We start from the raw sequence: 11,569 nt of genomic DNA, 5'->3' as shown, positions 1-11,569 counted from the left end.
CTTCCTGGACGAGGGCCTGCGAAGCCCCGACGGCTCCGCCCTGCGCCCGCTGGTGTTGCACGCGCTTTTGCCCGATGCGGCCGGAAACCCCGCCCTGGCCCTGGCCGGGACGGTGGTGGAAAAGGCCGCGGACCCCGGCGCGCTGCTGGACGCCGCCTGGAGCCTCCTGCCCCAACCCCGCCGCCCGGAGGGCCGATGAAGAACCCGCTGCGCCTGAGCCCGGAGGAACCGCATTCCCCCCGCTACTACCGCTCCCTGCGGCGGGCCATAGCGGTCATCATCATTCTCGTCTCCCTGACGCCGCTTGTGCTCGTCGCGGCCATCAGCAGCTCCCAGTTCCGCGAGTCCTACGAGGCCAAGGTCCTGGAGCAGCTGCGCGAGGTGGTCCTGAAGCACCAGCAGCTCATCGACTTCTTCCTGCGCGAGAAGCGCGGCGAGGTCCGCTCCCTGGCGCGGTCCACCAGCCTCGACGACCTGTGCGCCCCCGGGCGGCTGGGCGAGGAGCTGCAACTGCTCCAGGAGGAGATGCAGGGCGTGTTCGTGGACCTGGGCGTGGTGGACGCCCAGGGGCGCCAGCGGGCCTACGCGGGGCCCTTCCAGCTCGGCGAGGCCGATTATTCCGGGGCCGACTGGTTCCGCGAGGCCGCCCGGAGCGAGGTGTTCATCAGCGACGTGTTCCTCGGGCTGCGCGGGCTGCCCCATTTCATCATCGCCGTGCGCCAGCGCCGGGGCGACGAGAACTGGATTCTGCGCGCGACCATCGACTTCGTGGCCTTCAATTCCCTGGTGGAGAGCATCCGCATCGGGCGCACGGGCACGGCGTACATCGTCAACGGCGAGGGGCGCTTCCAGACCCCGGCCCCGCGCGGCGCCGCCCTGCCCGACACCGGCTGGCTGGCGGCGCAGCTGGGCGCCCTGGCCGCGCCCGCGGCCCCGGCCCCGGGCTTCGGCCCGGCCCTGGTCCAGGGCACCGACGCCGGGGCGGTTTCCGTTGTGGAGCGGCCCGATCCCCAGGGCGCGGACACCATCTACGTCATGGCGCCCCTCAAGGAGGGCCGCTGGCTGCTGGTCTACCAGCAGGCGCGCGCCGATGCCTACGCCACCCTGCACTCGGCCCGGCGCAACGTCCTGGTGGTCCTGGGCCTTGGCGCGGCGGCCATTGTGGTCATGGGGCTGTGGCTGTCGGCGCGGGTGGTGCGTTCCATCGAGGCCGCCGACACGGAGCGCGCCATGATGAACGAGCAGGTCATCGAGGCGGGCAAAATGGCCTCGGTGGGCGAACTGGCGGCGGGCATCGCCCACGAGATCAACAATCCCGTGGCCATCATGCTCGAGGAGGCCGGGTGGGTGGGCGACGTGTGCGCCGACCTGGAGCTGCCCGAGGCCGAGCGCGCGGACATCGAGAAATCCCTGGCCCAGATCCGCACCCAGGGCCGCCGCTGCCGCGAGATCACCCACAAGCTGCTGTCCTTCGCGCGCAAGATCGATCCCGTGGCCCGGCCCCTGGACGTGAACGCCGTGGTGTCCGAAGTGGTCGGCCTGTCGGAGAAGCGCGCCCGCTACAGCGGGGTGGACCTGTCCCTGTCCCTGGCGCCGGAGCTGCCCCCGGTGCTGGCTTCGCCCTCGGAGATGCAGCAGGTGCTCCTGAACCTCATCAACAACGCCGTGGACGCCATGAGCCAGCGCGGCGGGCTGGTGCAGATATCCACCCGCCGCGAGGGCGACGAGGTGGTCCTTGGCGTGGCCGACCAGGGCGAGGGCATCCCCAAGGCCAACCTGGCGCGCATCTTCGAGCCGTTCTTCACCACCAAGCCCGTGGGCAAGGGCACGGGCCTTGGCCTGTCCATCGTCTACGGCATCGTCCAGAAGATGGGCGGGGACATCGAGGTCCAAAGCCAGCAGCACGAGGGCACGACCTTCCTGGTGCGCCTGCCCGCCGGGGAGGCGCGGCAATGACCGCCGCCGGGCTGCGGCTGCTGCTCCTGCTGGGCGAGCCGGAACACCTGGACGTTCTGGCCCGGCGCATGGCCCGGCGCGGCGTGCGGGCCGTGGGCGCGACCTGCGTGGCCGCCGCCCTGCGCGCCCTGCGCCGCGACGAATTCCATTGCGCGGTTCTCGATCTGGCCCTGCCGGCGGTGGACGGCCTCGAACCCTTCACCGCCCTGCGGGCCGTGGCGCCCGAGATGCCGCTTGTCCTGCTGACCAACCGGGCTCTGCCCGGGGCCGGGGGCGGGGTGTGCCGCTGCCTGGCCAAGCCCTGCGGGCTGGAGGAGATCATGGAGGCCGTGGGCGAGGCCGTGGCCTCCCAATCCGGCAGGCCCGGGCCGCACGGCTCCGGCCCCGACCCCCGGGCCGGACCCCGGGCCGGGCCCGGGGCCGCGCCCGCATCGCGGCCACCCCGACAGACGCATAATATCTCTTCCCACGAACCGACACCGGAGGACGAACGGGTATGAATATCGGCAGAAGACTGTATCGGACGATGCTCGAAAGCTCCATCGCCTATGCCAAATGGGACATGGAGACCTCGCGCAACATCCTGTCCAGCAAACGCAAGATGTGGATTCTGGCGGCCATGGTCGTGCCCATCCTGCTGGGCTCCCTGGCCATCGCCGCGCCGGAGCTGCCCGGCATCCTGGGCGGGCACAAGGCCTACAGCCCGGCCTACTACACCCCGGCCATTTTCGGGGTCTCCATCATCATCGGCCTGTGCGCCGGGCTGATCACCGGCTGCATCGGCGCGGGCGGCGGCTTCATCATCACCCCCGCGCTCATGAGCGCCGGGGTCAAGGGCATCCTGGCCGTCGGCACGGACCTGTTCCACATTTTCGCCAAGGCCATCATGGGCACGGCCATCCACAAGAAGCTGGGCAACGTGTCCGTGACCCTGGCCGTGGCCTTCCTGGCGGGCGCGGGCATCGGGGTGACCGGCGGCGGCGTCATCAACCGCGCGCTGTACGAAACCAACCCCGTGCTGTCCGACACGTTCATCAGCGTGATCTATGTGTTCCTGCTGGGCTTCCTGGGCATCTACGCCCTGACGGACTTCCTGCGCATGCGCAAGGCCGGGGGCGGCGACGCCCACGGCGGCCCGGCGGCCTCCTCGGGCGGCGGGCGGTCCCTGCCCGAGCGCTTGCAGTCCAAGAACATCCCGCCCATGATCACCTTCGATGAGGACCTGACCCCCGGCGGCAAGAAGATCAGCGCCGTGTTCGTGGCGGCCTGCGGCTCCATCGTCGGTTTCGCGGCGGCCATCATGGGCGTTGGCGGCGGCTTCCTGACCTTCCCCATGTTCGTCTACATCCTTGGCGTGTCCTCCTTCACCACCGTGGGCACGGACATCCTGCAGATCATCTTCACCGCCGGGTATGCGTCCATCGCCCAGTACGCGGTGTACGGCTTCATCTTCTACACCCTGGCCATGGGCATGCTCATCGGCTCGCTGCTGGGCATCCAGATCGGGGCAATGGCCACCAAGGTCGTGCCCGGCATCTACATCCGGGGCTTCTACGCCCTGTCCATCATCGCCGGTTTCGTCAACCGCCTCTTCGCCCTGCCGGGCAAGCTGGCCGAGATGAAGCAGCTGCCGCACAACCCGGGCCTGTACCACTCCCTGGATGTGATCGGGAACATTCTGTTCTTCATCGTCATCGGCATCTTCGCGGTATGGGTCATCGGCAAGTTCCTGACCAGCATCAAGCAGCTCAAGGAGGAAGCGTAGCCATGCCCGCTCCCAGCAAGAAAAAGCTCACGCTGTCCATGGTCATGGCCCTGGTCTTCTTCGGCCTGCTCCTGGCCATGTTCAGCCCGATATTCAACGGCGAGAACGCGCTCAAGGCCTCGGACCGCCTGTTCAACTCCATCTCCAAGGGTTCGAGCAACTACATCCCCGGCCTGAAGACCTCGGCGGCCAGGCTCCAGGGCTCGCCGGTGGAGCTGACCCTGCACTTCGTGGACGGCAAGGCCGAGGGCCACGAGGACGTGAACGTCGTCGGCGCCGAGGTGGCGGCCAAGGCCGCCCGGGTGCTGGGTTGCGCAGCCCAGGCCGAGGCCCGGGGCGAGAGCGTCGTCCTGTCCGGCGACCTGGGAGCCATCCTGGGCGCGGCCCTGGCCGACGCCGAGGCCATGTTCGCCAACCGGGGCGGCGAGGTCGCCGCGCGCCACGGCATGGACGAGCGCGAGGCGCTGTTCATGTGGTGGAAGGCGCTCACCGCCGTGGACGCCGAGCTCAAGCGCGCCGGGGGCAAGGAGAACGTCGCCCGGGCCAAGGTCGTCAAGTCGGTGATCACCAAGGGCGTTGAGGTCGGCTACAACTACTACGGCATCGATCCCGAGAGCGCGGGCTCGCGCGCGGGCATCCTGACCTTCTCCCTGGTTTTCTACGTCGCCTACACCCTGTGGTGGGGCATGACCATCTTCTACTTCTTCGAGGGCGTGGGCCTGGCCATGACCAAGGGCCACAAGAAGGAGTCGTAAGACGGGCTTTGACCCCGACGGGCCGCTCGGGCATGATGTCCGGCGACCCGCGAAGGCGGGCCGCCGTCCCTTCCCGGGGCGGCGGCCCCGGTTTTGGGTCTTCCGGCGGAGGAAGCGCGCATGGGCTGGCTGACGGAGTGGGTGGACAGGGTTCTCGGCCTGAACGGCGGCGGCCACGAGCAGACCGAGCAGGAAAAGGAGCGCGCGCGTCACGCGTGCTCCATGCAGTTCCAGCACTTCAAGCGCCTGCTTGGCGCCAACGCCAAGGCCCTGGAGGCCATGACCGACATGGAGGACGCCCGGCGGGGGCGGCGCGTGTTCGGCATGTCCTTCATCCGTGCCAAGTGCACCACCGTGGTGGTCAACGTGGAGGAGATCATCCGCCACCTGGAGGGCATCGCCCCTGGCCGCTACAGCATCCTGGCCGACCGCTTCGACGACATCCGCCGCGACATCAGCGCCCTGCTGGAGACCGGGCAGCGCCCGGGCGACGTGCCCCTGGTCGTGCCCCTGGACGAGGTGGACAAGTCCATGGCCGACTGGGTGGGCAGCAAGATGGCCAACGTCGGCGAGATCAAGAACCGCATCGGCCTGCCTGTGGCCCCGGGGTTCGTGGTCACGGCGCGGGGCTTCGCGGCTTTCATGGACCACCAGGGCCTGCGCGACGAGATCGGCAAGCGGCTGCTCATGACCCGCGTGGAGGAGATGAGCGAGCGCTTCGAGCTGTCCGAGGCCATCCAGCGGCTCATCGCCGACCACCCCCTGCCCGACGCGTTGGTGGAGGCGCTGCTTGGGCAATACCAGCTCCTGGAGCGGGCCACCCGCCCGGGGGTGCGCGTGTCGCTGCGGTCGAGCGCCCTGGGCGAGGACGCCGCCGGGGCCTCCTTCGCCGGGCAGTTCCGCTCCATTCTCAACGTCGGCGGGCACCAGCTCGTGCGGGCCTACAAGGATGTGGTGGCCAGCATGTACAGCCTGCCGGCCCTGACCTACCGCCTGAACCGGGGCATCCGCGACTCCGACGCGGCCATGTGCGTGGGGGCCATGGTCATGCTCGACCCCGTGGCCGGGGGGGTGTGCTATTCGCGCAGCCCGTTCAAGGACCGCGACGACGCGGTGCACATCAATTCGGCCTGGGGCCTGCCCAAGCTGGTGGTGGACGGGGTGGGCACGCCCGACCGCTTCGTGGTGGCGCGCCAGGGGGCGGGCGGGCCCCTGAGCGTGCGCGAGCGCCGCGTGGCCGAGAAGCGCACGCTCTACGTCTGCCGCCCCGAGGCCGGGGTTGTGGCCCTGGAGCAGGACCACGAGCTCATCTCGCGGCCCTCGCTCACCGACGCCCAGGCCACGGAGCTGGCGCGGCTGGCCGTGCTGCTGGAGGCGCACTACGGCTCGCCTCAGGACATCGAATGGGCCCTGGAGCGCGAGGGCGGGTTTTCCATCCTGCAATGCCGGCCGCTGTCGGTGGCCGTGCCCCCGCGCGCCGCAGACGCCGCCCCGGACCCGGAGCGCGACCCGTCGGCCCACGGGGAGCCCCTGGTGCGCGGCGCGGCCACGGCGGCCCCGGGCGTGGGCTGCGGGCCGGTGCATGTGGTGGAGCGCGACCCCGACGCCCTGCGCTTTCCCCAGGGCGGGGTGCTGGTGGCCCGTTTCGCCCTGCCCAAGTGGGCCTCGCTGCTCAACTGGGCCTCGGCGGTGGTCACCGAGCAGGGCAGCGTCACCGGGCATCTGGCCAACGTGGCCCGCGAGTTCGGCGTGCCCATGATCACCGGCGCCGCCGGGGCCGTGGCGGCGGTGAGCGACGGCCAGGTGGCCACGGTGGACGCCGACATCGGCGCCGTCTATCCCGGCTGCGTGGAGGCGCTCTTGCGCCATGCGGCCCCGCGCCCCAACCTCATGGAGGGCAGCCCGGTCCACTCGCTGCTCCAGGAGGTCAGCCGGCTCATCGTGCCCCTGAACCTGACGGACCCCGACGCCCCGGAATTCCGGGCCTGCAACGTCATGACCCTGCACGACATCACGCGGTTCTGCCACGAGAAGTCCGTGGCCGAGATGTTCGAGAGCAGCCAGGAGCGCGAGCACGGGGAGTGCCCGGGCAAGCAGCTGCGCGACGGGGTGCCCGTGCAGTTCTGGGTCATGGATCTGGAGGACGGCATCGACGGCCAGGGCGAGGGGGCCTTCGTGGACCTGGAGGACATCCGCTCGGTACCCATGCTGGCCCTGTGGGACGGCATCAGCGCCGTGCCCTGGGCCGGGCCGCCGCGCGTGGACGCCCGGGGCTTCATGACCATCGTGCTCGAGGCCGCCACCAACCCGGCCCTCAACCCCGTCCTGCGCAGCAAGTTCGCCAACCGCAACTATTTCATGATCACCCGCAGCTACTGCAACCTGCAATCGCGCTTCGGGTTCCATTTCTCCACCGTGGAGGCGCTGGTCACCGACAGCCCCTCGCAGAACTACATCAACTTCCGCTTTGCGGGCGGCGCGGCGGACCACGCCCGGCGCAGGCGCCGGGCGGTGTTCATCGCGGGCATCCTGGAGCAGTTCGGGTTCTATTCCGAGGTGCGCGGCGACAGCCTGTCCTCGCGCTACGAGGGCATGCCCCGGCCGCTGATCTGCGAGCGGCTGAAGCTTCTGGGCTACCTGACCATGCACACCCGCCAGCTGGACATGATCATGGCCAACCGCGCCGCCGCCCTGGCCCACCGCGAGAAGATCCTGGCCGATATCTACCGCATCCTGCCCGCCCTGCGGCCCTCCAGCCGCAAGCCCCTGGCCTGACTCAGTAGCACAGCACCCTGTCCGCCTCCAGCAGCAGCGCGTAGAGCTCGGCCTGGGTCGATTTGCGCAGCTGGTCGTCCGCATCCACGCCGTGGATGCCCATGCTCTTGCCTCAGGCCAGCAGCACGCCCTCGGACAGGGCGAAAATCCTGGCCTGGGCGGCCAGGTCCAGGGCCGCGCAGTCCCCGGCGCGGTATTCCACCGCCGGGCCGTCCAGGAAGATGGTCACGTCCTCGTCCCGGCCGAGCAGCAGGTTGGCGAAGCGCAGGGCGTTCCAGCGCGTTTCCGGGTCCGGGCTGGTGATGTGCAGCAGTATTTTCATTTCCTTTTGAAACCTCCAATTATGATAGGAAATTTCTATTCGAGGCGCCGGGCCGCGTCAAGGGCGCGGCCCGGGCGATGGCCGGGCGGTGTCCTGGATTGGATAGCGCTCGGCCCGGGCGCCCTGGCGGCCGGGGATGGCGGCCGGGCGACGCCCTTGATTGGGTAAAGTTCGGCCCGGGCGTGGCCGGGCCGGGGAGGGCGGAGAGCTGGCCGGGCGCGGCCGGGGATGGCGGCGGCCGGGGCAGGATTTCGGCCTGGGCGCGGGCGGGAAAAGGCAGGAGGGTGGCCCCGGCGGGCGGCAGGAAATGTTGGCGGCCACAGGCGGAGGCGCAGGGGGCGCCGCGCGGGGGGAACGGAAAGATGCGTATGGATCGGTGCCGGGCGCGGGCCCTCAGGGGGCGGAGCCCGGGCCTCCGGCGGCGGGCGCGGGCCGGGGCGCGGCGGGGGCCGAGGTGGAGAAGCGCCCGCCCAGCAGGTACCAGGCCAGCTTGGCCGTCTCGTTGACCACGCGCACCGCGCCGCCCTGGCTGCTCCACCAGGGCGAGGGGAAGGGCTCGTCGGGCGTGGCCACGGCCAGGACCTGCGTGTCCGGGAAGGCGGCCTGGAAGATCAGCCGCGCGCGCAGCACATGGTAGGGCGAGGTGACCACCAGCAGGGTCGCGGGCGGGCCCTGGGGCCGCTCGCCCAGGATGCGGGCCAGTAGGGCGGCCTCCTCGGCGGTGCTTTGCACCTCGCGGCCGTAGAGGTGGATGGCCGCGTCGGGCACCCCACCGCGCACCAGCAGGCGGCGGTAGATCTCCTCCTGGGGCGGCAGGTCCACCCCGACCAGGGGCAGCAGGGCCGTGTCCTGGGGCGGCTTGGGCCGCGAAACCCAGATCTCGGGCGCCAGCCCCCGGGCGTGGAGCCGGGCGGCGTGGACCGGGCGGTGGTACTGCCCGCCCAGCACGACCATGACCTCGGCGGGCCGGGGCGCGTCCTGCACGGCGAGCATGCCGCCGACCACGGCCACGGCCGCGGCCCCGGCCAGCAGCGCCGCCAGCCCCAGGGCCCCGGCGGCGACGAAGACGCGCCCCAGGGCGCGGCGCAGGGCGCCCCCCCTCACTGGTTGGCCCCGTACACCGCTTCCACCGACTGCTTGTAGGCCGCGAAGCGCCCCTGGCGCAGGGCCTCGCGCGCGCGGCGCGTCAGGTCCAGGAAGTAGGTCAGGTTGTGGATGGTGTTCAGCCGGTAGGAGAGCAGCTCGCGGCTGACGTAGAGGTGGCGCAGGTAGGCCCGCGAGAAGGTCCGGCAGGTGTAGCAGCCGCAGGCCGGGTCCAGGGGCGCGTCGTCCTCCTTGTACTCGGCGCGCTTGATGTTCACGCGGCCAAGGGAGGTGAACAGGGTGCCGGTGCGCGCGTTGCGCGTGGGCAGCACGCAGTCGAACATGTCGATGCCCGCCTCGATGCCGTCGAGGATGTCCAGGGGCGTGCCCACGCCCATGAGGTAGCGCGGCTTGCCCGCGGGGAGCAGCGGCGCGGAGTGGCGCAGGATGCGCAGCATCTCGGGCTTGGTTTCGCCCACGGACAGGCCGCCCAGGGCGTAGCCCTCGAAGGGGATATCCGTCAGCTCGGCGATGCTGCGCTCGCGCAGGTCCTCGTGGAAGCCGCCCTGGCAGATGCCGAAGAGCAGCTGGCCGCCTGCGCCCGGCTCGTGGAAATCGCGGCAGCGCCGGGCCCAGGCCGTGGTCAGCTCCAGGGCGCGCAGCACATAGTCGCGCGGGCTGCCCGCCGCGGCGCATTCGTCGAAGACCATCATGATGTCCGAGCCCAGGTTTTGCTGGATGGAGATGGACTTCTCGGGGGAGAAGAAATGCCTGGAGCCGTCCAGGTGCGAGCGGAACTCCACGCCGTCGGGGGTGATGCGGCGCAGCCCCGCCAGGCTGAAGACCTGGAAGCCGCCGGAGTCGGTGAGGATGGGGCCGTGCCAGCCGTTGAAGCGGTGCAGCCCGCCGCGCCGCGCGACCACCTCGTCGCCGGGGCGCAGGTAGAGGTGGTAGGTGTTGCCCAGGATGATCTGCGAGCCTACCTCCGCCAGGTCGCGCGGGTCCACGCCCTTGACGCTGCCCACGGTGCCGACGGGCATGAAGGCCGGGGTGCGCACCAGGCCGTGGGCGGTCAGCAGCGCGCCCAGCCGGGCGCGGCCCTCGGTGGCGAAAACCCGGAAGTCGCCGGGGGCGGCCAGGGCGGCGCCCTCCTCGGCGGGGGTCAATGTCTCTTGCGTGTTCACGCGCTCCTCACTCCGCGTTTTGGGCAGATGTCGGCCAGCTCGCAATCGACGCAGCGCGGCGAACGGGCCGGGCAGACCTGGCGCCCGAAAAGCACCAGCATGTGGTTGAAGTCGCCCCAGTCGGGCCGGGGCACCAGGGCCATGAGATCCTTCTCGATGCGCGCGGGGTCCTGGCTGCGGGTCAGGCCCATGCGCCCGGCCAGCCGTCGGACGTGGGTGTCCACGGCGATGCCCTCCTGGAGGCCGAAGGCGTTGGAGAGCACGATGTTGGCCGTCTTGCGGGCCACGCCGGGCAGGGCGGTCAGCTCGGGCATGGAGGCCGGAACCCGGCCGCCGTGCAGCCGCACGATGAGCTCCGCCGCGCCCACGAGGTTCTTGGCCTTCTGGCGGAAAAAGCCCGCCGAGTGGACGACCCGCTCGACCTGGGCGACATCGGCCCCGGCCGTGGCCGCAGGGTCGGGCCAGCGGCGGAACAGCTCCGGGGTGATGGCGTTGACGCGGGCATCCGTGCACTGGGCCGAGAGCATGGTCGCGGCCAGGAGCTGCCAGGGGGTTTCCCAGTGCAGCTCCGAGCGGGGGTCGGGATAGCGCCGCCTGAGGCGGGCCACGATCTGCGAAACGCGATCCTTGGTCTTCATGGCGGGCTCCGTGTGCCGGGCGCGGCCCGGGCCGCCCGGGCGCGGCAGGCGGACCATACGGGCAAACGCCGCCGGGGGCAAGGGCGCTGCGCCCGGGGCGCGGCGTTGTCCATTTTGAATGGACAAAATGTCCATATGTGCTGGAAAATCCATCCGAAGTGGACGGCCTTCCGCCCGCCCTGGCGGCCCCTTCCGGCGCCGGGCGGAGCAAATCGCTTGTCCCGCAATGGTTTTACGGGGAGCCTTCCGCGCGGCCCGGTTTGGTACGTTCCTTGATATGCCTGGGGCATGTCTTGACGGTGCGGACGCAGGACGCGGCCGCAGATGGGAGGGAGCAATGGGACATTCCGAACGCTACGAATCCGCGATTGCCGCGCGCATCCGCCTGATGGCCTTCGCCTTCAATCATGACAGCGAAATTTCGGCCTGCGAGGGTCGGCGCCCCATCTCCCTGGTCAACGTGCACACCGGCGGCGCCCGGCTGCGCAAGCAGCGCGGGGTGGCCTACTGCGGGCTGAACGTGGGCGACGCGGTGGTTCTCGACCTGCGCCTGCTCTCCGAGACCGCGAATCTCCAGGGCCGCGTGTCCTGGACCTCGGGCGAGGACGTGTTCGTGGACTTCGGCACCCCGCTGTCCGTGGGCGTGGCCGACCTGCAGGGCGCCATCGACAACTGAGTGGACCGGCGGCCGGCATCGGGTCGGCCGCTTCGCCGCCGCGCGGGAATCCCGGACCCGCGCGGCGGCAGCATATTTCCCCCCGCATCGCCGGGGGACGGCATTGGCAGGACGGGAGGCAATGGGCCGACCGTCGCCGCATGTCAGGGAATCCCGGACCCGGGCATGCGGCATCTTTGGGCGCCCGTTCCCTGGCGCCGCGCGGCCCGCACAGGATGTGCGGGCCGCTCTTTTTTCTGGCCCCGGGCGCTCCCGGCCCCGGCCCTGTCCGGCCGCCTGGGGGCCGCCTAGCTGTGGAGTTATAGGAGGTTGTTCACTCGGCCCTAATCGGTCAGATTGGGTGTGCGAAAACTCAACTGCCGAGGGAGGACCGAGTGAACATCCATAGCAATGCCAGATTGACCCTGGTTCGTCG

General features: G+C 70.7%; 11 protein-coding genes. 7 read left to right on the top strand and 4 right to left on the bottom strand.

Annotated elements, in window-relative coordinates:
- The 6 genes from M0P34_RS08680 to M0P34_RS08655 all read left to right on the top strand — a co-directional run.
- Positions 1-199: hypothetical protein (locus tag M0P34_RS08680; RefSeq protein WP_291498498.1), on the top strand; the 199-nt coding region annotated here is incomplete at its 5' end.
- Positions 196-1,956: a PAS domain-containing sensor histidine kinase gene (locus M0P34_RS08675; RefSeq protein ID WP_291498496.1), complete on the top strand. Its 1,761-nt coding sequence runs from the start codon at positions 196-198 to the stop codon at positions 1,954-1,956. The genes M0P34_RS08680 and M0P34_RS08675, both read left to right, overlap by 4 nt.
- On the top strand, positions 1,953-2,456 hold the full coding sequence (locus M0P34_RS08670; RefSeq protein WP_291498493.1) for a response regulator: 504 nt from the start codon (positions 1,953-1,955) through the stop codon (positions 2,454-2,456). Before M0P34_RS08675 ends, M0P34_RS08670 begins: the two co-directional genes overlap by 4 nt.
- Positions 2,453-3,721, top strand: a complete 1,269-nt coding sequence (locus M0P34_RS08665) for a sulfite exporter TauE/SafE family protein (RefSeq protein WP_291498491.1) — start codon at positions 2,453-2,455, stop codon at positions 3,719-3,721. Before M0P34_RS08670 ends, M0P34_RS08665 begins: the two co-directional genes overlap by 4 nt.
- Before the next feature lie 2 nt (positions 3,722-3,723).
- A complete protein-coding gene (locus M0P34_RS08660) occupies positions 3,724-4,476 on the top strand; it encodes a hypothetical protein (protein ID WP_291498489.1) in 753 nt (250 codons plus the stop codon).
- 120 nt (positions 4,477-4,596) lie between these two features.
- Positions 4,597-7,251: a PEP/pyruvate-binding domain-containing protein gene (locus M0P34_RS08655; RefSeq protein ID WP_291498487.1), complete on the top strand. Its 2,655-nt coding sequence runs from the start codon at positions 4,597-4,599 to the stop codon at positions 7,249-7,251.
- A 112-nt stretch (positions 7,252-7,363) separates the two neighbouring features.
- Here M0P34_RS08655 and M0P34_RS08650 read toward each other — a convergent pair whose 3' ends face one another.
- The 4 genes from M0P34_RS08650 to nth all read right to left on the bottom strand — a co-directional run bounded on the left by M0P34_RS08650 (position 7,364) and on the right by nth (position 10,478).
- A complete protein-coding gene (locus M0P34_RS08650) occupies positions 7,364-7,573 on the bottom strand; it encodes a hypothetical protein (protein WP_291498485.1) in 210 nt (69 codons plus the stop codon).
- A gap of 393 nt (positions 7,574-7,966) precedes the next feature.
- Positions 7,967-8,677 (bottom strand): YdcF family protein, encoded by a 711-nt coding sequence (locus M0P34_RS08645; protein WP_291498483.1) that lies wholly within the window; start codon positions 8,675-8,677, stop codon positions 7,967-7,969.
- Positions 8,674-9,795, bottom strand: a complete 1,122-nt coding sequence (gene tgt / locus M0P34_RS08640; protein ID WP_291498499.1) for a tRNA guanosine(34) transglycosylase Tgt — start codon at positions 9,793-9,795, stop codon at positions 8,674-8,676. The genes M0P34_RS08645 and tgt overlap by 4 nt, the downstream gene beginning before the upstream one ends.
- A gap of 41 nt (positions 9,796-9,836) precedes the next feature.
- Positions 9,837-10,478, bottom strand: a complete 642-nt coding sequence (nth, locus tag M0P34_RS08635; protein WP_291498481.1) for an endonuclease III — start codon at positions 10,476-10,478, stop codon at positions 9,837-9,839.
- Positions 10,479-10,815: 337 nt separating this feature from the next.
- Between nth and M0P34_RS08630 the strand changes: the two genes are divergently transcribed.
- Complete coding sequence (locus M0P34_RS08630) at positions 10,816-11,154, top strand: hypothetical protein (RefSeq protein WP_291498479.1); 339 nt, start codon at positions 10,816-10,818, stop codon at positions 11,152-11,154.
- Positions 11,155-11,569 lie beyond the last annotated feature (415 nt).

It is taken from the genome of Desulfocurvus sp., assembly GCF_023230885.1.
In the GTDB taxonomy this organism is placed as follows: Bacteria; Desulfobacterota; Desulfovibrionia; order Desulfovibrionales; family Desulfovibrionaceae; genus Desulfocurvus.
This window is presented reverse-complemented; position numbering and strand designations above follow the sequence as displayed.

Excerpts from the sequence above, each read along its gene's own strand:
- M0P34_RS08675 (WP_291498496.1), top strand. The coding sequence starts at position 196 with ATGAAGAACCCGCTGCGCCTGAGCCCGGAGGAACCGCATTCCCCCCGC.
- M0P34_RS08670 (WP_291498493.1), top strand. The coding sequence starts at position 1,953 with ATGACCGCCGCCGGGCTGCGGCTGCTGCTCCTGCTGGGCGAGCCGGAA.
- M0P34_RS08665 (WP_291498491.1), top strand. The coding sequence starts at position 2,453 with ATGAATATCGGCAGAAGACTGTATCGGACGATGCTCGAAAGCTCCATC.
- M0P34_RS08660 (WP_291498489.1), top strand. The coding sequence starts at position 3,724 with ATGCCCGCTCCCAGCAAGAAAAAGCTCACGCTGTCCATGGTCATGGCC.
- M0P34_RS08655 (WP_291498487.1), top strand. The coding sequence starts at position 4,597 with ATGGGCTGGCTGACGGAGTGGGTGGACAGGGTTCTCGGCCTGAACGGC.
- M0P34_RS08650 (WP_291498485.1), bottom strand. The coding sequence starts at position 7,573 with ATGAAAATACTGCTGCACATCACCAGCCCGGACCCGGAAACGCGCTGG.
- nth (WP_291498481.1), bottom strand. The coding sequence starts at position 10,478 with ATGAAGACCAAGGATCGCGTTTCGCAGATCGTGGCCCGCCTCAGGCGG.
- M0P34_RS08630 (WP_291498479.1), top strand. The coding sequence starts at position 10,816 with ATGGGACATTCCGAACGCTACGAATCCGCGATTGCCGCGCGCATCCGC.